Origin of the sequence: Halomonas saccharevitans (assembly GCF_900116405.1) — a bacterium.
GTDB classification, from domain to species: Bacteria; Pseudomonadota; Gammaproteobacteria; order Pseudomonadales; family Halomonadaceae; genus Halomonas; species Halomonas saccharevitans.
The window spans coordinates 709-22,614 of record NZ_FPAQ01000031.1 but is presented as its reverse complement, the minus strand read 5'-3'; the positions used below and the strand labels follow the sequence as shown (position 1 = coordinate 22,614).

The window sequence follows — 21,906 nt, the reverse complement described above, 5'->3', positions numbered from 1 at the left end:
TTGCGTCCATCCAGGATCCGCAGAAGAGGTGCAGGAAGCGATAGTCCGGCTGCAGGCACAGAATCGTGCTTCTTTTCACCGGACGATGATCCGTTCAGAAGAGATATCATCGGCATCAGTGAAATCGCGGCGGCAGGAGTTCAAATGCAATGACACCTTCGGATCAACGCGCGTCGGCCCTCAGGCTGCTAATCTGCTTGGCCCTGACCTCCATGCTCACCGGCTGCGCTATGCTGGCGCCGGCGCCACCCGAGCGTCAGTCGAACGTCTGCGAGATATTCCGCGAGCAGCCCGACTGGTACGACTACGCCAGGGCATCACAGGAGACGTGGGGCACGCCGATCGCCACTCAGATGGCCTTCATCCAGCGCGAATCCAGCTTTCGCAGCCATGTGAAGCCGCCGCGCACGAAGCTGCTCGGCTTTATCCCCTGGACCCGGCCGTCATCGGCCTACGGTTATGCCCAGGCGCAGGACCCGGTGTGGGGCGAGTACGAGGCGGACGCCGGGCGGCTGTTCGCGCGGCGCACCCACATGAAGCACGCCACCGACTTCATCGGCTGGTACAACGCCCGCACCCGTCGGATGACGGGCGTCTCATTGCACAACCCTCGCCACCTCTACCTGGCCTACCACGAGGGGCAGGGCGGCTATCGCCGCGGCTCCTGGCGCAGCAAGCCCGCCGTCCGGCGCGCGGCCGGCCAGGTCGAGCGCACCGCCGCGCGCTATCGCAGTCAGCTGGCCGCCTGCGAGGCGGAGTTCCGCTGCGATGGGTTGCTGGAGGTCTGGCCCTTCTGCCGTTGAGGCTCGGCTGAAGGAGTGCCGAGGCGGAACGAGCCCACCGCATCCATCAGCTCGCCGGCCGCCTCGCTCAGCTTCTCGGCCGTGGCGTGGGCCTCGTCCAGCGCTCGGGACGAGTGCTGGAGGGAGCCCTGCATCTCGAGCACGCTGCTCTCCAGCTCCTCGATGCCCTGATGCTGCTGCTGGCTGGCGCCGTCGATCTCGCGCAGCCGCTGGGCGACCTGGTCGAAGGCGCCCAGTACCTGGGTCATGGCCTCGCCGGCGATGCGGGTGCGGCTGACGCCGGCCTGCACGCTGTCGTCGTTCTGGCGAATCCGTGAGCGGATCTGCTCGGCCGTCTCCCGGGTGCGCTGGGCCAGCTGACGTACCTCGCCGGCGACCACCGCGAAGCCCCGACCCTGCTCGCCGGCGCGGGCGGCTTCTACCGAGGCATTGAGGGCCAGAAGGTTGGTCTGGAAGGTGATCTCGTCGATGTCGCCCAGCAGCTCGGCGATGCCGGCGGCGTTGGTGGAGAGCTCCTGCATGGAGTGCTGCAGGGCGAGTACCTCCTGCTGTCCGCCGCGTGCATGCTCGGCGGCCTCGCCGGCGAGCTCGCGGACCCGGCTGGCCTCGGCGGCGCTCTCGCGGGTGGTGGCGCTGAGCTCGGTGGCGCTGGTTGATACGCGCTCGACCTGGGCGGCGTTGCGCTCGGCCTGACCGCGCAGTCCTGCCTGGCCGGCGAACAGCGTATCGCTCAGGTCGCTGACCTCGTGGCCGGTGGCCTGGGCCTTCAACAGGGTGGAAGCCACCCGCTGCTGCATGCTGGCGACGGCGGCCAGGGTCTCGCGGCGGCGTTCCTCGTCGCTGAACGGGATGTCCAGCCGCCCCTGGCCGGCCTGCTCGGCGAAGCGAGCGACGCGCAGGCCATCCTGGACCATGCGGTCGAGCATGCGGGCGAGATAGCCCAGTATCACGGCCTGCACCACCACGGCGCCGGCATGCTGCAGCAGGCAGACGACCAGGGCCGCCGCATCGTGATGCGCCATGCCGGCATACAGGTTCACCACGCCGAGGTATTGCAGCCAGGTGAAGAGAATATGGTGCACGGCAATGACGACGGCGCCGCAGACGATGACCCGCCAGTCGCTGTAGGGGATCAGCGCCGAGAGCATGATGAAGATGCTGAAGTGAGCCTCGATCTGGCCGTCACTCTGCTCGATGAGCAGCGCCGAGAGCCCCATGAACAGCGCCGCCATCAAGAAGCCGCCGGCGCCCTGGGGCAGCCGCCACTGCAGCAGCGCCACCAGCGGGAAGGCGGTGGCGCCAAACCCCAGGGCCAGCGGCAGCGTGCCGTTGTAGAGGCCCACGGCCAGGCAGAGCGCCAGATGCAGGCCGGCGAGCATCCACATCAGCCGGTCGATGCGCTGGCGATGATCGTTGCCGGCTTGGGAGGCGGTGGAAGAGGTCTGGTGTTGGGGCACGACGCGGTCTCCTGTCGAGTGGCGAAGCGAACGATCGTTGGACTGTTGTTGAATGCGGTTCGACCGTCACTGTCGTTATCGGCCGTCGAACGGCGATCTTTATACTTCCGGAGAGCTAAGTGAAACTTGTGTATAGCGCTGGGGCGCCATCTCTGCTCGAGGCCCCGAGTGGACCTGGCCGCTGCGGCGGCGTCATGCGTTATCTTGACGGCGAACGGTTGTATCGAAGGCGGCCTGTGCCTAAGGTTGTCGGTTTTCCGTTACCTGCCAGAGACGCGCCCGGAGGGTCAGATGATCGATGAGCACCGCGGGCGGGGTCGCCACGATGCCCTGATGCGCCCGCTGCCGGCGGATGATGACGCCAGCGGCTGGATGATCAGCTACGTCGACATCATGACCCTGCTGGTGGCCCTGCTGGTGCTGATCATCACCCTGGGCCAGCTGGGCGCCGGGGCCGCCACGCCGGAGGCCGCCGACACCGACGCGCCCACCGCGTCCACCGCGCCGACGGCGACGCTCGATCTCGGCGTGCCGCTTCCCGAGCCGCTGCGGCGAGTCGCGGACGAACGTGCGATCCAGGTCGCCGCGCCAGGGGGCATGTCGGCGCGCGCTATCACCGCCGCCCTGGGGGTGGCCGGCCTGCCGGAGGTGCGCCCCGCACCGCCGTCGCTGCTGGCGCTGCCGGGTACCGTCGAGCTTCAGGACGAGGCGCAAGGCGGCATCGACGCCGAGGGGCCGCAGTGGCTGGTAGCGGCCGGCGTCGATCTCACCAGGCCGCTGGCCGACTATCTGGTGGTGCTCGCCGACCGTCCCCCGGTGGGATTCCAGGCGGTCGACGAAGCCGCCATCGCAGGTGCCCGTTTCGTGACCGAAGCGCTGATGGAGGCCCCGTATCTGGCGGACCTGGACGGCATGGAGGTGTCGCGGATTCCCGAGGGCGTGCGGCTGCGAGTAGAGGATCGCCTGCTGTTCCCGACCGCCGAGGCGGAGCTGACCGACGAAGGGCGCGCCCTGGTGGCCAAGCGGCTCTATGAGATGGTGCGGCGCCACCCGGGCGAAGTGGCGGTGGAGGGGCACTCCGACAGCCGCGCGATCAGCACCGAGCGCTTCCCCTCCAACTGGGCGCTCTCCAGCGCTCGCGCCATCGCCATCGTCGAGGCGCTGGTCGCGGCCGGGGTCGACCCGGCGCGGCTACGCGCCGTGGGCCTGGCCGATACGCGGCCCCTGGCCAGCAACGACACCGCCGAGGGGCGCGCGCGCAACCGCCGAGTGGAGGTGGTGATCCAGGCGCGCTGATCTGGGCTCGACGCGGGGTCGGCGCAGGCTCAGCGTGGGCTCAGTACGAGCGCAGCAGCTGGCGCAGGTCGCCGTCGAGTGGCAGCGAGAGGCCGCGGCTCGCCAGCACCCGATCGGTGCGCAGCTCCACCACGCGCAGCGCCAGGAAGAGACGATCTTGTCCGAGGGCGTAGGTGCCGAGCAGCAGGGTCCGGGCGCCTTCGCCGGCCCCCCGACGCCGCACCCGGCGCGTCAGCAGACCATCGTTGCCCTCCAGCACCATCAGCTGTCCCCCGTCGAGGAGCACCTCGCGCACCGGCATGCCGCCCCTGGCCAGCCCCGCGGCCGAGAGTTCGGCGGCGATGCGATCGAACGCCGTCGAGGCGCCGGCGCCTTCCACGTTGATGAACGAGGCGGCGATCATCGGCCCCTGCTCGGCGAGCTCGGGAAACGCCTCGGTCATCTCGTGCATGGCGCTCCCGAGGGCCTCGTCGAGCCCCGGAGCGGGCGGTGCATTGTAGAGGGCGCGCTCATGATTGGCACAGCCGGTCAGGCTCAGCAGCAGGATAAGCAGCAGGCAGGCCTGTCGCAGGGGGTTGAGCATGATGGTGGCGTCTCCCGGGAGAATATCGTTCACTTTTTCGGCGGATCGCCCGGAAACTTGAAGGCGGCGTTGTATTGGCGTCATGTCGGCCTTGCGGCGGGTCCGATGAGGCGATCGGAGCTGGCGATAAAGTAATATTAGAGTATTCTCAGTCCCAAACGAACGAACGAACGAACGAACGAACGAACGAACGACACGCCAGCGAACCCCCATGCCCAGTATCGACGTGGTGATAGAACTTTCTCATGAGGCCTGCCTGGCGCACTACACGGGGCGCGTGGACCAGGTACAGACCCGCAGCCTGGACGGCCGCCGGGTGGTGTTTCCCGCCGAAGCGCTGCGGCGCGTGGTGACTCGTGACGGCGTGCACGGTCGCTTTCGGCTGACCTTCACCGAGGCTGGACGCTTCTGCGCGATTCGGCGGCTTGGACCGCCCTGAGCCCCTGCGCTGCTGAAGGGGGCGTCTTCGCCCAATGAATGAGGCCGGACACTGGTACCCCGGCGCAAATCGCCTCATCCTCTGAGTCATCAGGACAAGGCAGCGATGGCTGGCGACATGCCCGGCGCAACGCTGCCCACGTGCAGGGAGCACCGTCGTCATGCCTTTCAAGACTCGCGATATCGCCCAGGATAGCTGGCTGCTGATGGTCTCGGCGGCCTTCATGCTGATGGGGCTGGTCGGGCTGGCGCAGTGGTGGCACGCCCCCGCGCTTACCCTGCTGATGCCGGATTCCTCCCTGGCCACTCTGCTCGGCGGTGTCGGCCTGCTGGCCATGGTGCAGCGGTGGCGGCGGGTGCGCCAGATGGCCGGCGCCGCACTGCTGGCCCTGATGCTCTATACCCTCTTGCACAACGCGCTGCTCGGCGGCCATCAGACGGGCGTCTCCTGGTTGACCGGCGGCGCACGCGTCTCCTCCTGGTCGGCTTCCGTGATGACGATGGCGGCCATTTGCATCTCGGTAGGGGGCGGGCGACCCGGGCGGCGGAAGCTCTGGCGGATAGGTGGGCTATTGGTGCTGAGCTACGGGCTGCTGGTGCTTGGCGTGAGGGGTTTTGTCCCGGCGACTGATTTGGGCTTGCGGGAGATGACCGCCTCTCCCTGGCTGGTGGTGCCGTTCGCGCTGCTGTACGGCACGGCCATGCTGGCGGCCAGCGCCAGGCGACGCGCCTTGCCCCTCAAGTTGGGGCGCGCGGCGATCACGGCGGGCCTGGCCGGAGTGCTGATCAGCAGTCTGGCGTGGTATCTGCTCAGCGCGCAGCAGCAGCAGCGCATGTATCAGCAGGCGGAACATCTGCTCGACAATGTGCGGCTCAATGCCGATCAGCTGCTGCACTCTCACCTGGAGCAGATGCGACGCATGGCCGAGCGGCTGGACGCCTCCGCCGAGGGGCTTGAGGTCGTGGTGCGGAATCGGGACGTGGCCAACTATCTGCGCGATATCCCCAATCTGGAGGTCATCGGCCTGCTGGATCGCCGTCGCGACTGGTACTGGCAACAGGCGCGCAGCGACGAAGTGCGGGGCTGGCTGGCGCGTTGGACGCGTACCGAGCGGGTCGCCGACTGGTTGACCCTGCCCTTTCCCGAACCCCGCATGATGGTGCCCGACCAGGCGGCGCCGGGGCTGGCGATCATGGCGATCGCCCTGCCGCGTCGTGACCAGCAGCTGGTGGCGGTGATGGACATGGCCACCCTCCTGGATCACGAGCTGCGCGTTCAGCTGGGTGATTTCCAGCTGAGCCTCGCCCGCGACGGCGAGGTGCTTACCGCCCTGGCCGGAACGGGCCGAGTCGCGGCCGATGTGGCAGGCACGCCTGCCCTGGCGGCCCGCCACATCGGGCTGCCGGGGGGGACGATGCTCAGCCCCTCCGTGCAGGTCTGGCCCGGGATGGACCCACTGCAGGCCGGCATGATGCCCTCGGCCGTGGCGATGGGCGGGCTGACGCTGAGCTATCTGCTGGTCTTCAGCCTGGGCATGGTGCGCCTGGCGGTGGGGCGGTCTCGGGAGCTGATGGCGGCGCAGAAGCAGCTCGAGCAGCAGCAGGCCATCCAGGCGATGATCGTCGAGGAGGCGCCGCTCGATCAGACGCTCGAGGCCATCTGCCGGATGCTCGAGGCCCAGCTGACGGGCGGTATCTGCTCGATCATGCAGGCCGACGACCAGGGGCACGAGCTACGCCTGATCGCGGGCCAGCGCCTCTCGGCGGCCTATCGACAGGCGATCGCCTCGGTGGCCATCGGTGCGGATGTGGGCGCCTGCGGAAGCTCCGCGCACCGCCGTGAGCTGGTGGTCTGCACGGACCTCGCCCGCGATCCCCGCTGGGCGGGATTGGCCGACCTGGCCGCCAGGGAGGGGCTCAGGGCCTGCTGGTCCTACCCGGTGATCGCCCGCGATGGCCGTCTACTGGGGACCTTCGCCACCTACTACCGACATCCGTCAGCGCCGACCGAACACGCGTTGGAGCGCATCGTTCAGGCCGTTGACCTGGTGGCCCTGGCCATGGAGCGCGCCCAGGATCGCCGCTCGCTGTGGGAGAGCGAGCAGCGCTACCGGTCGCTGTTCACCTACAACCCGGATGCGGTGTTCTCCATGGACCTGCAGGGCCACTTCGTCACCGCCAACGATCACTGTGCCGCGCTGACGGGCTTTTCTACCGACGCGCTGATAGGAAGGCACTTCGCCGAGTTCCTGTCGCCGGAAGATCCGGCCACCGTGCAGCGCCAGTTTGCGCGCACGGGAAGCGGAAAGCCCTCCCGCTACGAGCTGCAGGTGCCGCACCAGGACGGCACGCTACGCTGGCTGGATCTCACCACGCTGCCGGTGGTGGTCGATGAGCGCATCACGGGTATCTACGGCATCGCCAAGGACGTCACCCAGCGGCGAGAGTACGAGACCCGACTGAGAATCCTGGAGCGCGGCGTGGAAGCCAGCGTCAACGGCGTGCTGATCGCCGATGCGGGCGTGCCCGACCTGCCGATCATCTACGCCAACGACGCCTTCCAGCGCATGACGGGCTATGCGCGGGCGGAGGTCATCGGCCGCAACGCGCGCTTCCTGCAGGGCGGCGAGACCGATGAGCTGGCCGTGCAGAAGATTCGTCGCGAGCTGGCGCAAGAGCGCGAGGTGCACGCCACCCTGTGCAACTACCGCAAGGACGGCACGCCGTTCTGGAACGATCTCTATATTTCCCCGGTGCGCGACGATCACGGACGGGTCACCCACTATGTGGGCATCCAGCACGATATCTCCGAGCAGAAGGCCTATGAGGCGCATCTGGCCTATCACGCCGGCCACGACGCCCTGACGGGACTGGCCAACCGCACGCTGCTCGAGGATCGGCTGGTGCACGACGTCGAGTTGACCAGACGCCAAGGCACGCGCCTGGCGGTGCTCTTCCTCGACCTCGACGAGTTCAAGCCGATCAACGACAGCCTCGGGCACGCCATCGGCGACGAGCTGCTGCGCGGGGTCTCGCAGCGCCTGTCGGCGGCCATGCGGCCGGGTGATACCCTGGCGCGACTGGGCGGTGACGAGTTCGTGGTGCTGCTGCCGGACCTGCACGATGGCGGCCAGGCGACGGAGGTGGCCGAGCGGCTGCTGTCGATCGTGAGTCGGCCCTATCGGGTCGGCGAGCATGAACTCACGCTGTCGTGCAGCATCGGTATCGCCGTCAGCACCGCCGAGACGACACAGCCCCTCGAACTCATCCAGCAGGCCGACATGGCCATGTACCGAGCCAAGCAGCAGGGGCGCAATGCCTGCCAGTGGTTCAGCCCCGAGATCATCCATCGGATGGGCGATCGCGTGGCGCTGCGTAACGAGCTTCAGGAAGCGATCGAGGCGCGAGATTTCGAGCTCCACTACCAGCCACTGATCGATCGCGAGGGACGTGTGGCGGGCGTGGAGGCGCTGTTGCGCTGGCCCCATCCCCTGCGTGGCTTCGTCTCGCCCGCTGATTTCATTCCCCTGGCCGAGGAAACCGGGCAGATCATTCCGATCAGCGAGTGGGTGCTGGCCAGGGCCTGTCGGGATCTGAGCCAGCTCGACCAGGAGGGACATGGCACCCTCAACGTCGCGGTCAACCTCTCGCCGCTGCAGTTCCATCGCGCGAGCTTTCTGGGCAACCTGCGCGAGACCCTGGCGGTCACCGGGCTGCCGGCACTCCAGCTGTCGCTGGAGCTGACCGAGGGGGTGCTGTTGGACGATACCGAAGGCGCCATCGCGACCCTGCATGCCCTCAGAGAAATGGGCGTGGGCGTCGCCATCGACGACTTCGGCACCGGCTTCTCCAGCCTCAGCTATCTCAAGAACCTGCCCATTGATCGAGTCAAGATCGATCGCAGCTTCGTCAGCGGAGTCGCCCATAGCGCCGAGGACGCGGCGATCATCCAGGGCATCATCTCCATGGCCCATCACCTCGGGCTCAAGGTGGTCGCCGAGGGCATCGAGCAGGAGCAGCAGCATCACCTGCTGTCGGCCCATGGCTGCGATCTCTTCCAGGGTTATCACTTCGCCCGGCCCATGCCGCTCGAGTCGCTTATCGACTTTCTCGCCGAGCATCGTCCGCTCTCGATCGATGACTAGCGGGGCCCGCGTCGGCGCCGCGTCATCCCCAGCGTTAACTCAGTGTCGGAGTGCGCCTCTCGGCGGCTTATGCAAGGTCGGTCATGACGCCTATGCTTAGGGGATGGCTTTCTACAATGGCGACGGTCGCCTTGCCGGGTCACCGGCCGCGATTCCCGTCGCCGCGGCAGGAGAATCGATGGTGAACGAAGCAATCAGAGGTCTAGACGGCCATGGCCGTGGCAACGTGAGCGAGCTGCGCGAGCGGATCCGCGCTCACTACGCGGCCGACGAGGCCGAGGTGCTCAGGGCACTGTTCGAGCGTATCGCCCTGCCGGACGAGGAGCGCCGGCGGGTGGCCGAGGCCGGCGCCAACTACGTGGCGCGGGTGCGCAAGGAAACCTCGCCGAGCATGATGGAGTCGTTCCTGGCCGAATACGGGCTCTCCACCGCCGAGGGCGTCGGCCTGATGTGCCTGGCCGAGGCGCTGCTGCGCGTGCCCGACGCCGAGACCATCGACGACCTGATCCACGACAAGATCGAGCCCTCCGACTGGGGCGCGCACCTCGGCAAGTCTTCCTCGTCGATGGTCAACGCCTCGACCTGGGCGCTGATGCTCACCGGCAAGGTGCTCGACGACGATCCCAAGGGCCCGGTGCGCGCGCTGCGCGGCCTGGTGCGCCGCATGGGCGAGCCGGTGGTGCGCACCGCGGTGGGACAGTCGATGAAGATCCTCGGCCGCCAGTTCGTGCTCGGCCAGACCATCGAGGAGGGTATGAAGAACGCCCGCGAGCTTGAGAAGCAGGGCTACACCTACTCCTACGACATGCTGGGCGAGGCGGCGCGCACCGACGAGGACGCGCAGCGCTATCACGACGCCTACGCCAAGGCGATCAGCGCCATCGCCAAGCAGGCCAAGGGCGACGTGCGCGGCAGCCCCGGCATCTCGGTGAAGCTCTCGGCGCTGCATCCGCGCTATGAAACCACCCACCGCGACACCGTGATGAGCGACCTCGTACCGCGCGCGCGGGAGCTCGTCAAGCAGGCGGCCAAGGCCAACATCGGCTTCAACATCGATGCCGAGGAGCAGGACCGCCTGGACCTGTCGCTGGACGTGATCGAGGAACTGCTCTGTGACCCGAGCCTCGCCGGCTGGGACGGCTTCGGGGTGGTGGTGCAGGCCTACGGGCGCCGCGCCGCGCCGATGATCGAGGCCCTGCATGAGATGGCCGAGCGCTTCGACCGCAAGATCATGGTGCGCCTGGTCAAGGGCGCTTACTGGGACACCGAGATCAAGCTGGCCCAGGAGATGGGCGTCGAGACCTTCCCGGTCTTCACCCGCAAGGTCAACACCGACGTCAGCTACATGGCCTGCGCGCAGATGCTGCTCGATCGGCGCGATCGCATCTACCCGCAGTTCGCGACCCACAACGCCCATACCTGCGCCGCCATCATCGCCATGGGGGGCGACGACAAGGACAGCTACGAGTTCCAGCGCCTGCACGGCATGGGCGAGTCGCTGCACCATATCGTCAAGCAGTCGGAGGGCACGCACTGCCGCATCTATGCCCCGGTCGGTGCGCACCGCGACCTGCTGGCCTACCTGGTGCGCCGCCTGCTGGAGAACGGGGCGAACTCCTCCTTCGTCAACCAGGTGGTAGACGACACCATCCCGCCGAGCGAGGTCGCGAAGGATCCGGTGGCCGAGATGCAGCGCCTGGGTGACACCATCGCCAGCCCGTCGATCCGCCAGCCCGGCGAGCTGTTCGCCCCGGAGCGCAAGAACTCCCGGGGCTACCGGATCAACGAGCCGGCCTCGATCCGGCCGCTGCTGGCGGCGCGGGAGACCTTCGCCGACAGCACCTGGACGGCCGGGCCGATGCTCGCTGGAGGCCCGGCACCCCAGGGCGAGGCGCGCGATGCCCTGTCGCCCGCCGATACGTCGCGGGTGGTCGGCCAGGTGCATGAGGCGACCAAGGAGGAGGTGACCGCCGCGCTGGACGCCGCCGAGGAGGGCTTCAAGGAGTGGTCGGCACGCCCGGTCGCCGAGCGCGCCGAGGTGCTGCGCCGCACCGCCGATCTCTACGAGGAGCACATCGCCGAGCTGACCGTGATCGCCACCCGCGAGGCCGGCAAGATGATGTTCGACGGCATCGCCGAGGTCCGCGAGGCGGTGGACTTCCTGCGCTACTACGCCAACGAGAGCGAGCGTCTCGAGGCCGAGGAGCCCGGCAGCGCCCGGGGCGTCTTCGTCTGCATTAGCCCGTGGAACTTCCCGCTGGCGATCTTCACCGGCCAGATCGCGGCCGCGCTGGGGGCCGGCAACGCCGTGCTCGCCAAGCCCGCCGAACAGACGCCGCTGATCGCCGCCCGTGCCGTCGAGCTGATGCGTGAGGCCGGCCTGCCCGAGGCCGCGCTGCAGCTGCTGCCCGGCGACGGTCCGACGGTGGGCGGGCCCTTGACCAGCGACCCGCGCATCGCCGGCGTCTGCTTCACCGGCTCCACCGAGGTGGCGCAGATCATCCACAAGGCGCTGGCGCAGAACGCCGGTCCGGAGGCGGTGCTGATCGCCGAGACCGGCGGGCTCAACGCCATGATCGTGGACTCCAGCGCGCTGACCGAGCAGGCGGTGCGCGACATCCTGATCTCCTCCTTCCAGTCGGCCGGCCAGCGCTGCTCGGCGCTGCGCATGCTCTACGTCCAGGAGGAGGCGCGCGAGCGGCTCTTGACCATGCTCGACGGCGCCATGGACGCGCTGGTGATCGGCGACCCCTGGAACACCGACACCGACGTCTCGCCGGTGATCGACGCCGAGGCCCAGGCCGATATCACCGCCTACGTGGCGGCGGCCCGCAAGGCCGGCAAGCTGCTGAAAACGCTGCCCGCACCGGAGGAAGGCACCTTCGTCACACCGGCGGTGGTCGAGGTCGGCGGTATCAATGACCTCGAGCGCGAGATCTTCGGGCCGGTGCTGCACGTGGCCACCTTCAAGGCGCGCGAGATCGACGAGGTGGTCGACGCGATCAACGAGCGGGGCTATGGCCTGACCTTCGGCCTGCATACCCGCATCGATGATCGCGTGCAGCAGATCGTCGAACGGATCCACGTCGGCAACGTCTACGTCAACCGCAACCAGATCGGCGCCATCGTCGGCTCCCAGCCATTCGGCGGCGAGGGGCTCTCGGGCACCGGTCCCAAGGCCGGCGGGCCGCTCTACGTCACCCGCTTTCGCCGCACCGCCGAGGCCGAGCGCCTGGATGCGCCGACAGGCGAGGCCGTGTCGCTCGGCGATCTGCAGTCGGCCCTCGACGGGCTCGATTCGCGCAACTGGGCGGCGCGGCCCGATCGGGTCGAGGTGCTGCGCCGGGCGCTCTCCGGCAAGCGCGGCGTGATCCGCAAGGCGCTGGCCGAGGCGGCGTCCCTGGACATGACGCCGCAGACGCTGCCGGGGCCGACCGGGGAGAGCAACCGGCTGGCGATGTACCCCAAGGGGCCGGTGCTCTGCCTCGGCCCGACGCTGGATATCGCCGTCGCCCAGGCGGTGCAGGCCCTTGGCGCCGGCTGTCCGGCGCTTGTCGTCGCCCCGGGGGCGGCCGAGGCCGTGCAGCCGTTACAGAGTGCCGGGGCGCCGGTCGCCGGGCTCGACGGTCGCGTCGCGGCCGATACGCTGACCGCGGTCGAGGGCATCGTGGCGGTGGCCGCCGCCGGCAGCAGCGACTGGACCCGCGAGCTGCGCCTGGCGCTGGCCGAGCGCGAGGGGGCCATCGTGCCGCTGGAGACCCAGACCATCGCGCCGGAGCGCTACGCGCTGGAGCGCCACCTCTGCATCGACACCACCGCCGCCGGCGGCAACGCCAGCCTGCTGGCCACCGCCGAGTAGGCGCGCCACCCGACGGCTAAACCGACAGGAAAGACGGATAACACCGCGAGAGAAGCACAAGGGCCTGCGACGTCGTCGCAGGCCCTTTTTTAGATGTTTCGCGGCTCCTCGTGACGCCGTCAGCCCCGCTTGAGCTTGAGCACCTCGGCCACGGCGTGGCTGCCCTGGTAGCGAGTGAATTCGCGCTCTTGCTGGTCGGCGCCGTACATCGCCATCCGGTCGGCCAGCTCGTTGCCCTCCACCCCGGCGTGGCCCTTGACGTGGGCGATGGCGACCTTCGCCTTGAGGCGCTCAAAGAGGGCATGGGTCGGCTGGATGATCTCCGGGTTCTTGATCGCCTGGCCGTCGGCCTTCTTCCAGCCGCGCTTCTTCCAGCCGCCGGCCCACTTGGTGATGGCGTTGATGGTGTAGGTGGAGTCGCAGTGGATGCGCACCGAGGCGCCCCGGGCGATCTCCTGCTCGGCGACCCGAAGCGCCTGGTGGAAGGCATTGAGCTCGGCGGTGTTGTTGGTGCCCTGGGGGTTGTGCAGCCCATACCATAGCTCGGCCAGCGCCCCCTGACGGTAGACGGCCATGCCCGAGCCGGCATCGCCGGGGTTGGGCTCGCAGGCGCCATCGCAGTAGATCTCGGTATCGAAGCGTTGGCCCGGCTCGTCGCGTGCCGGCGCCCCCTGGCGTGGGCGCGTGGCGCCGTTCGCAGTCCCCTGGGTCTTAGCCCGAGCCCCGGTCTCGCCCGAGGCCTTGGGCCGTTTGGCGGGCGCGGCGCTGCCCGGCCCCTTGGCGAAGGCGGCCTCGGCCTCCTCCCGGGAGGGGAAGGACTTATAGCGGGCCTTGGGGTAGCCCTTCACCTGGCGACTGCACTCGTCCCAGGTGCTGAAGATGCCGGTCTGTCGCCCGACCCAGACGACGTAGGACTTGGGGCCTTTCCGTGCTGCCATGCGGCGCTCCGTGATGAGGTGGCTCGGTGTCAGTAATGGCTGAGTCTGGCCGCACGCGGTCCAGAAGGACCGCCGTTCGCACTCGCTCGGCATCGACGCTCGGCACGCGGCGATGGCGCCGTCGCGACGCCGCCAATTCTACGGGAGCGGCGCGCCAGCTGCCGAGCCCGGTGCCATCGCCACGTCCCTGGCGGTGATTTTTAGGTACAAATGTCGCTCTGTGTATATTTATAGTCGCCTTGAGTCGAATCAAGAGGGCGAGATACCCCCACACTGTCGCCATTCCCATCCTAGAACCCCAGGAGGTCGATCATGAACCGCAACGTCATTCTGACCTGCGCCGTTACCGGCGCCGGCGACACCGCCGGCAAGAACCCCAATGTGCCGGTCACGCCGAAGCAGATCGCCGACAACTGCATCGAGGCCGCCCGCGCCGGCGCCAGCGTCGCCCACATCCACGTGCGCGACCCCGAGACCGGTGGCATCAGCCACTCCACCGAGCACTTCCGCGAGGTGATGGAGCGCGTTCGCGAGGCCGACGTCGACATCGTCATGAACATCACCGCCGGCGGCGGCGGTGACTGGGTGCCGGACGTCGAGGATCCGACCCGCGGCGGCCCGGGCACCGACATCCAGACCCCGGCCGAGCGCCATGCCCCGGTGGGCGAGCTGCTGCCCGAGCTCTGCACCCTGGACTGCGGCAGCCTCAACTTCAGCGACATGGTCTACGTCAACACCGCCGACTGGCTGCGCGAGCACGCCCGCCTGGTGCAGGCCGCCGGCGTCAAGCCCGAGCTCGAGTGCTTCGACCTGGGCCACGTCTGGTTCGCCCGCCAGCTGCAGAAAGAAGGCCTGCTCGACGGCGACCCGCTGTTCCAGCTCTGCCTGGGCATTCCCTGGGGCGCCGAAGCCGACACCGAGACCATGCTGGCGATGCGCAACAAGCTGCCGGAGAACGCCAACTGGGCCGCCTTCGGCATCGGCCGTCACCAGATGCCGATGGTCGCCCAGGCGATGCTGCTCGGCGGCCACGCCCGGGTCGGCCTGGAGGACAACCTCTACCTCGAGAAGGGCGTGCTGGCCACCAACGGCGGCCTGGTCGAGAAGTCCGGCACCATCATCGAGAACCTCGGCGGTCGCATCATGACCCCGGCCGAGACCCGCGCGCACCTCAAGCTGCGCGATCCGAACACCGGTAAGATCATGGGAGGTGAAGCATGAGCCAGCAGCTGACCGTCATCGGCACCGGCGTCATCGGTAACGGCTGGATCGCCCGGGCCCTGGCCCGCGGCTGGGACGTGGTCGCCTTCGATCCGGCCGAGGGCGCAGAGGCGCGCACCCGCGCCTTCGTCGACAACGCCTGGGACTCGCTCGAGAAGCAGGGCCTGGCCGAGGGGGCGAGCCCCGAGCGGCTGCGCTTCGTCGCGAGCCTCGAGGCCGCCGTGGAAGGCGCCGACCTGATCCAGGAGAACGTGCCCGAGCGCCTCGAGCTCAAGTGCGAGATCCTCGCTGCGCTTGACGCCGCGGCCGCGCCGGAGACGATCATCGGCTCCTCCACCTCGGGCTTCAAGCCGACCGATCTGCAGCGGGATTGCGCGAAGGTGCCCGGCCGGGTGATCGTCGCCCATCCCTTCAATCCGGTCTACCTGCTGCCGCTGGTCGAACTGGTGGGCGGCGAAGCGACCACCAGCGCGACTACTGACACCGCCCAGGCGCTCTACCAGGGGCTGGCGATGCGCCCGCTGGTGGTCAAGCGCGAGATCGAGGGCCACATCGCCGACCGCCTGATGGAGGCGCTGTGGCGCGAGGCGCTGCACCTGGTCAACGACGGCGTCGCCACCACCGAGGAGATCGACGCTGCCGTGGTCTACGGCTGCGGCCTGCGCTGGTCGCTGATGGGCACCTTCCTGACCTTCCATCTGGCCGGCGGCGAGCAGGGCATGCGCCACATGCTCGAGCAGTTCGGCCCGGCGCTGAAGCTGCCCTGGACCAAGCTCGAGGCCCCGGAGCTCACCGATGAGCTGATCGACAAGGTGGTCGAGGGCTGCGAGTACCAGGCCGCCGGTCGCCCGGTCGCCGAGCTCGATCGCCGCCGCGACGACTTCCTGGTCGAGCTGCTCGGCCTGGTGCAGAAGTACTGGCCCGAGGCCGAAGGCCTGGAAGGGCGCATCTGATGGCCCTGATGGAGATCCGTGTCGCCTCCGAGTGGGTCGACTACAACGGCCACATGAACGACGCCGAGTACGCGCGGGTGTTCTCGCTGGGCGTGGAGGCGCTGATGGACGCCATCGGCCTCGATGAGGCCGGTCGGGCGCGCTATGGCTACACCCTCTTCACCCTGGAGACGCACCTCTGCTACCGGCGCGAGGTCCACGAGGGCCAGCCGCTGTCGGTCGAGGTGACGGTGCTGGCGCGCGATGCTAAGCGCCTGCACGTCTTCTTCACGATGCACGACAGCGAGGGCACGCTGCTCGCCACTAGCGAGCAGATGCTGATGGGCATCGACAGCGACGCCGGGCGCCCGGCGCCGTTCCCGGAGGCCGTGGCCGGCGTCATCGAGACGCTGCCCGCCGCCGCCGAGGGTGACTGGCCGGAACTCGCCGGGCGTCGCATCGGGCTGCCCGCCAAGCGCTGAGCGTCTTCTGCCGTTACGCCAAGTACATGGACGCCAAGAATAAGAATCAGGTACCGCCCGGCCGAGGCCGGGCGGTTGACGGGATCGCCGGCCCGAGGCCCGGCTCAAGAGGATGACGTTATCGCTACTTCAACTCCCCCCACTCCGCCGACACGCCGTGCCAGCCATGAGGTCGAGACGTCGACCGACTACATGGTCACCGAGATTTCACAGGACGGCTTCTTCAGTGGCATGCACAAGGGCATGACCATCACCGCCGCGCTGCTGGTGCTGGGCTTCGTGCTCTTCACCGGCGTGATGCCAGACCTCGCCGGTGGCCTGTTCGGCACCACGCGTACCTGGATCGAGACCACCTTCAGCGGCTACTACCTGATCACCGTGATGCTGCTGCTGGTGGTCTGCGCCTACATCGTGCTCAGCCGCCATGGCAGTGTGCGCCTGGGACCCGATGACAGCCGGCCCGACTTCAGCAACTTCGCCTGGTTCTCGATGCTGTTCTCCGCCGGCATCGGCATCGGCATCCTGTTCTTCGGCGTCGCCGAACCGACCTTCTACTTCGACAACACCGGCGCCTTCGGCTACCCCAACAACCCCCATGCCGACATGGCTGGCGCGGCCGCCATGAACTACGAGCGGGCCATCGATGCGCTGCGCGTCTCGGTGTTCCACTGGGGGCTGCACGGCTGGGCGATCTACGTGATCGTCGGCATGTCGCTGGCCTACTTCGCCTACCGCAAGGGCCTGCCCCTGGCGCTGCGCTCGGCGCTCTATCCGTTCATCGGCGAGCGCATCTTCGGCCCCATCGGCCACGCCGTGGATATCCTCGGCGTGCTCGGCTGCGTGTTCGGCGTGGCCACCTCGCTGGGACTCGGCGTCAGCCAGATGGCCGTGGGCCTGGAGCGCCTGATCGGCACCGACCCGGGGCTCAATTCCCAGCTGGTGCTGATCGCCGTGATCTCGACAGTGTCGGTCATCTCGGCGGTCTCCGGGGTCAAGCGCGGCATCAAGATCATCTCGGAGATGAACATCTGGGTCTCGGTGGCCGTGGTCGCGACTTTCCTGATCGGCGGCCCGACCCTGTGGCTGATCGGCGCCTTCGGCGATACCGTGCTCGACTACGCCCTCAACTTCATCCCCATGGGGCTGTGGTTCGCCGACGATCCCGGCACGACCGAGTGGCAGCAGGGCTGGACCATCTTCTACTGGGGCTGGTGGCTGGCCTGGGCGCCGTTCGTCGGCATCTTCATCGCGCGTATCTCGCGCGGCCGTACGCTGCGTGAATTCGTGCTCGGCGTGCTGCTGGTGCCGACGATGATCATCTTCGTCTGGCTGATCATCTTCGGTGGCAACGCCCTCCACCAGGAGCTCACCGCCGCCGGCGGCCCGGGCAGCGGCGGCATCATCGAACTGGTCAACGCCTGGAACCTGCCGGCCGCGCTGTTCGAAAGCGCCGACGGCATCGCCGGCACCGGGGCCTTCGGCTGGGTGCTCTCGGCGCTGATGGTGTTCCTGCTGATGAGCTGGTTCGTCACCTCGTCGGACTCCGGCACCCTGGTGCTGACCACCATCCTGTCGCTGGGCAACGAGGAGCCGCCGCAGCGCTTCCGCGTGTTCTGGGGCGTGGTGATCGGCCTGGTGGCGGCGACACTGCTGATGGCCGGCGGCCTCAAGGCGCTGCAGACCGCGCTGATCGCCGCGGCCCTGCCGCTGAGCGTGGTGATCCTGGTGATGACCGCCGGCGTGCTGGTCTCGCTGTTTCGCGAGTCGCGCCGCCGCGTCGGGGCGTCGCAGCGCCAGTGACCTGACGCCGCGTCCTTGCGCGGGTCGATGAAGGCGGCCGAGATACCCCCGGGTATCTCGGCCGCTTCCGTTGCACCGTCCCGGCCGCCTACAATCGGCGCTCGATTCCGGCCCACTCCTCGCCCAGGTGCTCCATGCGACTCCAGCCTCCCGCGTCCCTCCCGGAGCGTCTCGGTTTCCTGCTGCTGCCGCGCTTCGCCATGGTGGCCTTCTTCTCGGCCATCGAGCCGCTGCGCATCGCCAACCGCATCAGCGGGCAGACGCTCTTCCAGTGGGACGTGATCAGCCGCGACGGCGGGCCGGTCGAGGCCTCCAATGGCATGACGCTGGCCGCCGACGTGAGCCTGGATGACGTGCCGATGGCGCCGAGCCTGGCGGTCTGTGCGAGCTTCGCCCCGGACGCCGCCGTCGACGAGACGCTGCTCGAGTGGCTGCGCGAGCGGGCCGCCCAAGGCGTCACCCTGGGCGGCATGGACACTGGCTGCTTCGTGCTGGCCGCCGCCGACCTGCTCGCCGACCAGACGGTGACCCTGCACTGGGAGAGCCTGCCGGAGTTTCGCGAGCGCTTCCCCGAGATCGAGGCGGTGGAGTCGGTCTTCGAGGTCACGCCGAGCGGCTTCTCCTGCGCCGGCGGCAGCGCGGCCATCGACATGAGCCTCGACCTGATCCGCCGGCGTCACGGCGATGACCTGGCCGACCGGGTCCGCGAGCAGCTCGTCCACCATCAGGGGCGCCAGCCGGCGAGCCGCCAGCGGGGCCATCCGGGCCAGGGCCTCGACCCGCTGCTCCATCGCGCCATCGTGCTGATGGAGGATCACCTGGAGGCGCCGCTGAGCATCCGCGCGCTCGCCGACGAGCTGGGACTCGGCTGGCGCCGCCTGGAGCGCCTCTTCGAGCGGGACCTCGCCTGTTCGCCCCAGCGCTTCTACGTGGAGCGCCGCCTGGCCCACGCCCATCGGCTGCTGCGCGAGACGCGCCACCCGGTCACCCAGGTTGCCCTGGCCAGCGGCTTCGCCTCCGCCTCGAGCTTCACCCGCGCCTTCCGCCGCCATCACGGCGTGACGCCGAGCCAGCTGCGGCGACGCGCCGAGTCGAGCTGACTGTCGAATCCTGCACAGTGGGTGTCGAATTGGGTCGTATCGTGCCCGGGTCCGGCTGGCATCCTGTGGCCATGCTCAACGCCAACGGGAGTCACCCCATGACCACGCTACCGCTTACCCCCGACTATGACGCCTGGCCCATCGAGGCCGACCTCGAGCGCGTCGCCTTCACCCCGCGTCTGGTGACGGTGACCTGGAGCGACGGCCGGGTCAGCCGCTATCACAGCATCTGGCTGCGCGAGAACGCCGCCGACGACACCACCGTCAACCCGGCGACCCGGGAGCGCATCCTGGATCTCTCCACGCTGCCCGCCTGGCCGGAGGTCGATGGCGCCGAGATCGACGAGGCCGGCGCGCTCTGCGTGGACTTCGCCGTGGAGGATCGCCGCCTGCGCTTCCACCCCGGCTGGCTGCGCGCCCACGACTACGACAACCTCCATGACGCCGACGCGCCGCTGGTGCCGGTGACCCACTGGCAGGGCGGCCCCGAGGCCGGCCCGGACACCCTCTCCGCCGCCGGGCTGCTCGACACCGCGCTCGACAGCGAGGCCGAGGAGGCGATCCTCGCCCCGGCGCTCGAGAGCGTGCTCGCCAAGGGCCTGGTGCGCCTGCGCGACCTGCCCACCGAGCCGGGCTCCCTGGAGGCCATCGCCCATCGCATCGGGCCGATCCGCGACACCAACTTCGGCGGCCTGTTCGACGTCCGGGCCAAGCCGGATCCGGACTCCAACGCCTACACCTCCATCGCCCTGCCGCCGCACACCGACCTGCCGACCCGCGAGTACCATCCCGGCCTGCAGATGCTGCACTGCCTGGAGAACAGCGTCGAAGGCGGCCAGGCGGTGATGCTCGACGGCTTCGCCGTGGCCGAGGCGCTGCGCGAGCGCCATCCCGACGCCTGGGAGACCCTGACTCGGGTGCGCTGGTGCTACGCCAATACAGCCAAGACCAGCGACTACGTCTGGTTCGAACCGATGATCCGCCTGGACGCCCGGGGTGAGCTGCTCGAGGTGCGCATCGCCGACTTCCTGCGCGGCCCGCTGCAGACTGCCTTCGAGGACGTCGAGCCGGCCTATGAGGCGCTGATGACCCTGCAGCGCCTGCTGGGCGATCCGGCCTTCGCGATCCGCTTCACCTACTATCCCGGCGATCTGGTGATCTTCGACAACCGCCGCCTGCTGCACGCTCGGGACGCCTTCGAGGGCAGTACCGGCCGCCGCTGGCTGCAGGGCTGCTACATGGAGCGCGACGAGATCCGCTCGCGCTATCGCATGATCCAGCGCGCCCGGCGACGCCGGCGGGTCACCGCCGAGGCCTGAGGCCCCTGGTGAACGCGAAAGTGAGATCGCCCCGGCACTGCCGGGGCGATCTCGTTGGGTGGCTGCTATGTGTTGCTGCTAAGCGTCGCGTTGAGGGCACACCTCATAGCGTCATGAAGGGCGCGTCCTGTCGGTCGGTGAACCGGTAGACCTCATAGGGCGAGCGCTGGGGGCCGGGCATGCCGGGGGTGCCGATCGGCATGCCCGAAAGGCCGATGCCATCGATCGCCGGTCGCTCCTCGAACAGCCGCGCCACGGCCGCCATCGGCACGTGGCCCTCGATCACGTAGTCGCCCATGGTCACGGTATGACAGGAGCCGAGCCCGTAGGGCACGCCGGTGGCCTGTTTGAGCTGGCCGAGCGGTCGGTCATCGACCACGCTGACCTCGACGCCCAGCGCCTCGAGGTGCCGGGCATAGCCGTCGCAGCAGGCGCACTGCGGATTCTTGTAAAGGGTGGCCTCGGCAGGCAGGGCGGCCTGGGCGGTGCCGGCGCCCAGCAGCAGGGCGGCGGACAGCAGCAGCGGCGTGGCGTGGCGGCTCATGAGCGATCCTCCCGGGAACGGCGTGACGAGAACAGGTACTTGGCGAGAGAGGCGATGCCGAGGCCCAGCAGCAGCAGGACGGCGAGCGGCATCAGCCAGCCTATCCAGCCCATGGAGCCCATCAGGGCGAAGCAGTCGGTGGTCATCATGGTGTGACTCCTGACGAGAGTGCGGAAAGTTCCGGTGGCGGGCGGGATGCCGGCGTCACCGAGCAGGCGAAGGTGCCGTCAGGGTCTGGGAGGGGGCCGGGCCGGCAGGGGGATGAAGTCGACCAGCGCCGGGTCGGCGGTGCCGGCCAGGGTGTCGGCCGCGCTGGCGGCGATGAGGGGCATGGCGGCCATGGCCGCGCAGGCGCCGCAATCGGCGTCGACGCCATCGACCATCTCCGCCAGCGGCGTCGCGCAGTCGACGCTGCAGGCGTCCATCGCCGCGTGACCCGAGAGGCTCGCCACCGACAGCAGCACCGCGAGCAGCAGCGCCAGCAGGCGTTGGCCTCGGGGGTGATGCGAGTGTCGAGCCGGTACGGTCATGGGTTACCTCGTCGTGGCAGCCTCATTGTGGGCCCAAGGGGCGATCCGCCATCTTGATCCAGCGCAAGCTTGGATCGCATCACCCGGCAGCGCCCAGCGGCATCAGGGCTGGCGCTGCAGGCCAGGGGCGCGCTGCTTGAGTTGTTCGCGCTGCTCGTCGGTCAGCAGATCCTGCATCTGATTGTGCAGGCGCACCCGGTCCGCCATCATCTCGCCCTGCAGTTCGGCCATCTGGCGATGCAGCGCCTGGAGCTCCTCGGGATCCGGGCGCTCCGCCCGCATCACCAGCGCCATGTCGTCACGCAGGTTCATCATCTCGCCCATGTGCGCGAAGTGGGTGGTGCGGTGCTGCTGACGCATCTCGCGCAGGGTGCCCAGCTGCTCCTCATCGAGCAGGTTGGCCATGCCGCCCATCATCATGCCGGGCCCCATGCCGCCCTGGCCGCCCATCATCATGCC

Annotated in this window: 18 protein-coding genes; 11 read left to right on the top strand and 7 right to left on the bottom strand. The window is 68.9% G+C overall.

Annotated features, from left to right (window positions below; all coding sequences use genetic code 11):
* Positions 1 to 197 precede the first annotated feature (197 nt).
* A complete protein-coding gene (locus BM388_RS13445; RefSeq protein ID WP_425431938.1) occupies positions 198 to 803 on the top strand; it encodes a transglycosylase SLT domain-containing protein in 606 nt (201 codons plus the stop codon).
* On the opposite strand, the gene BM388_RS13440 is transcribed toward BM388_RS13445, so the two are convergent.
* Positions 734 to 2,260: a methyl-accepting chemotaxis protein gene (locus tag BM388_RS13440; protein ID WP_089851010.1), complete on the bottom strand. Its 1,527-nt coding sequence runs from the start codon at positions 2,258 to 2,260 to the stop codon at positions 734 to 736. The genes BM388_RS13445 and BM388_RS13440 overlap by 70 nt on opposite strands.
* A gap of 291 nt (positions 2,261 to 2,551) precedes the next feature.
* Here BM388_RS13440 and BM388_RS13435 point away from each other — a divergent pair, with 291 nt between their 5' ends.
* Entirely contained in the window at positions 2,552 to 3,556 is a 1,005-nt protein-coding gene (locus tag BM388_RS13435) for an OmpA family protein (RefSeq protein WP_089851008.1), read from the top strand.
* A 40-nt stretch (positions 3,557 to 3,596) separates the two neighbouring features.
* Here BM388_RS13435 and BM388_RS13430 read toward each other — a convergent pair whose 3' ends face one another.
* Positions 3,597 to 4,139, bottom strand: a complete 543-nt coding sequence (locus tag BM388_RS13430; RefSeq protein WP_089851006.1) for a FlgO family outer membrane protein — start codon at positions 4,137 to 4,139, stop codon at positions 3,597 to 3,599.
* 211 nt (positions 4,140 to 4,350) lie between these two features.
* Here BM388_RS13430 and BM388_RS13425 point away from each other — a divergent pair, with 211 nt between their 5' ends.
* The 3 genes from BM388_RS13425 to putA all read left to right on the top strand — a co-directional run bounded on the left by BM388_RS13425 (position 4,351) and on the right by putA (position 12,581).
* Entirely contained in the window at positions 4,351 to 4,578 is a 228-nt protein-coding gene (locus BM388_RS13425) for a DUF2835 domain-containing protein (RefSeq protein WP_089851004.1), read from the top strand.
* A gap of 160 nt (positions 4,579 to 4,738) precedes the next feature.
* Entirely contained in the window at positions 4,739 to 8,722 is a 3,984-nt protein-coding gene (locus BM388_RS18115; RefSeq protein WP_245781552.1) for an EAL domain-containing protein, read from the top strand.
* A gap of 178 nt (positions 8,723 to 8,900) precedes the next feature.
* Positions 8,901 to 12,581: a bifunctional proline dehydrogenase/L-glutamate gamma-semialdehyde dehydrogenase PutA gene (putA, locus tag BM388_RS13415; protein WP_089851002.1), complete on the top strand. Its 3,681-nt coding sequence runs from the start codon at positions 8,901 to 8,903 to the stop codon at positions 12,579 to 12,581.
* A gap of 119 nt (positions 12,582 to 12,700) precedes the next feature.
* Here putA and BM388_RS13410 read toward each other — a convergent pair whose 3' ends face one another.
* On the bottom strand, positions 12,701 to 13,519 hold the full coding sequence (locus tag BM388_RS13410; RefSeq protein ID WP_089851000.1) for a ribonuclease H family protein: 819 nt from the start codon (positions 13,517 to 13,519) through the stop codon (positions 12,701 to 12,703).
* A 312-nt stretch (positions 13,520 to 13,831) separates the two neighbouring features.
* Here BM388_RS13410 and BM388_RS13405 point away from each other — a divergent pair, with 312 nt between their 5' ends.
* The 6 genes from BM388_RS13405 to BM388_RS13380 all read left to right on the top strand — a co-directional run bounded on the left by BM388_RS13405 (position 13,832) and on the right by BM388_RS13380 (position 20,373).
* Positions 13,832 to 14,740 carry a beta-keto acid cleavage family enzyme gene (locus BM388_RS13405; protein WP_089850998.1) on the top strand — a complete coding sequence of 303 codons (909 nt, stop codon included), beginning with the start codon at positions 13,832 to 13,834 and terminating at the stop codon, positions 14,738 to 14,740.
* Entirely contained in the window at positions 14,737 to 15,693 is a 957-nt protein-coding gene (locus BM388_RS13400) for an L-carnitine dehydrogenase (protein ID WP_089850996.1), read from the top strand. Before BM388_RS13405 ends, BM388_RS13400 begins: the two co-directional genes overlap by 4 nt.
* Positions 15,693 to 16,154 carry a thioesterase family protein gene (locus BM388_RS13395; RefSeq protein WP_089850994.1) on the top strand — a complete coding sequence of 154 codons (462 nt, stop codon included), beginning with the start codon at positions 15,693 to 15,695 and terminating at the stop codon, positions 16,152 to 16,154. The genes BM388_RS13400 and BM388_RS13395 overlap by 1 nt, the downstream gene beginning before the upstream one ends.
* Before the next feature lie 192 nt (positions 16,155 to 16,346).
* Entirely contained in the window at positions 16,347 to 17,954 is a 1,608-nt protein-coding gene (locus BM388_RS13390) for a BCCT family transporter (protein WP_089850992.1), read from the top strand.
* Between the two features lie 134 nt (positions 17,955 to 18,088).
* Positions 18,089 to 19,054, top strand: a complete 966-nt coding sequence (locus tag BM388_RS13385) for a GlxA family transcriptional regulator (RefSeq protein ID WP_089850990.1) — start codon at positions 18,089 to 18,091, stop codon at positions 19,052 to 19,054.
* A gap of 98 nt (positions 19,055 to 19,152) precedes the next feature.
* Entirely contained in the window at positions 19,153 to 20,373 is a 1,221-nt protein-coding gene (locus tag BM388_RS13380; RefSeq protein WP_089850988.1) for a TauD/TfdA family dioxygenase, read from the top strand.
* A 103-nt stretch (positions 20,374 to 20,476) separates the two neighbouring features.
* Here the strand turns inward: BM388_RS13380 and BM388_RS13375 are convergent, their stop codons facing one another.
* From BM388_RS13375 to BM388_RS13365, 4 genes are all read right to left on the bottom strand, one after another.
* Entirely contained in the window at positions 20,477 to 20,917 is a 441-nt protein-coding gene (locus tag BM388_RS13375; protein ID WP_089850985.1) for a DUF411 domain-containing protein, read from the bottom strand.
* A complete protein-coding gene (locus BM388_RS17885) occupies positions 20,914 to 21,066 on the bottom strand; it encodes a hypothetical protein (protein WP_175535102.1) in 153 nt (50 codons plus the stop codon). Before BM388_RS17885 ends, BM388_RS13375 begins: the two co-directional genes overlap by 4 nt.
* Before the next feature lie 78 nt (positions 21,067 to 21,144).
* Positions 21,145 to 21,447, bottom strand: a complete 303-nt coding sequence (locus BM388_RS13370; RefSeq protein ID WP_089850983.1) for a hypothetical protein — start codon at positions 21,445 to 21,447, stop codon at positions 21,145 to 21,147.
* Positions 21,448 to 21,549: 102 nt separating this feature from the next.
* A partial coding sequence (locus BM388_RS13365) for a Spy/CpxP family protein refolding chaperone (protein ID WP_139233947.1) occupies positions 21,550 to 21,906 on the bottom strand: 357 nt, incomplete at its 5' end.

Bases quoted from the DNA above. Each gene is read 5' to 3' on its own strand.
- BM388_RS17885 (WP_175535102.1), bottom strand. From the start codon at position 21,066: ATGATGACCACCGACTGCTTCGCCCTGATGGGCTCCATGGGCTGGATA.
- BM388_RS13380 (WP_089850988.1), top strand. From the start codon at position 19,153: ATGACCACGCTACCGCTTACCCCCGACTATGACGCCTGGCCCATCGAG.
- BM388_RS13405 (WP_089850998.1), top strand. From the start codon at position 13,832: ATGAACCGCAACGTCATTCTGACCTGCGCCGTTACCGGCGCCGGCGAC.
- putA (WP_089851002.1), top strand. From the start codon at position 8,901: ATGGTGAACGAAGCAATCAGAGGTCTAGACGGCCATGGCCGTGGCAAC.
- BM388_RS13395 (WP_089850994.1), top strand. From the start codon at position 15,693: ATGGCCCTGATGGAGATCCGTGTCGCCTCCGAGTGGGTCGACTACAAC.
- BM388_RS13370 (WP_089850983.1), bottom strand. From the start codon at position 21,447: ATGACCGTACCGGCTCGACACTCGCATCACCCCCGAGGCCAACGCCTG.
- BM388_RS13375 (WP_089850985.1), bottom strand. From the start codon at position 20,917: ATGAGCCGCCACGCCACGCCGCTGCTGCTGTCCGCCGCCCTGCTGCTG.
- BM388_RS13430 (WP_089851006.1), bottom strand. From the start codon at position 4,139: ATGCTCAACCCCCTGCGACAGGCCTGCCTGCTGCTTATCCTGCTGCTG.
- BM388_RS18115 (WP_245781552.1), top strand. From the start codon at position 4,739: ATGCCTTTCAAGACTCGCGATATCGCCCAGGATAGCTGGCTGCTGATG.
- BM388_RS13425 (WP_089851004.1), top strand. From the start codon at position 4,351: ATGCCCAGTATCGACGTGGTGATAGAACTTTCTCATGAGGCCTGCCTG.
- BM388_RS13400 (WP_089850996.1), top strand. From the start codon at position 14,737: ATGAGCCAGCAGCTGACCGTCATCGGCACCGGCGTCATCGGTAACGGC.
- BM388_RS13410 (WP_089851000.1), bottom strand. From the start codon at position 13,519: ATGGCAGCACGGAAAGGCCCCAAGTCCTACGTCGTCTGGGTCGGGCGA.
- BM388_RS13435 (WP_089851008.1), top strand. From the start codon at position 2,552: ATGATCGATGAGCACCGCGGGCGGGGTCGCCACGATGCCCTGATGCGC.
- BM388_RS13390 (WP_089850992.1), top strand. From the start codon at position 16,347: ATGGTCACCGAGATTTCACAGGACGGCTTCTTCAGTGGCATGCACAAG.
- BM388_RS13385 (WP_089850990.1), top strand. From the start codon at position 18,089: ATGCGACTCCAGCCTCCCGCGTCCCTCCCGGAGCGTCTCGGTTTCCTG.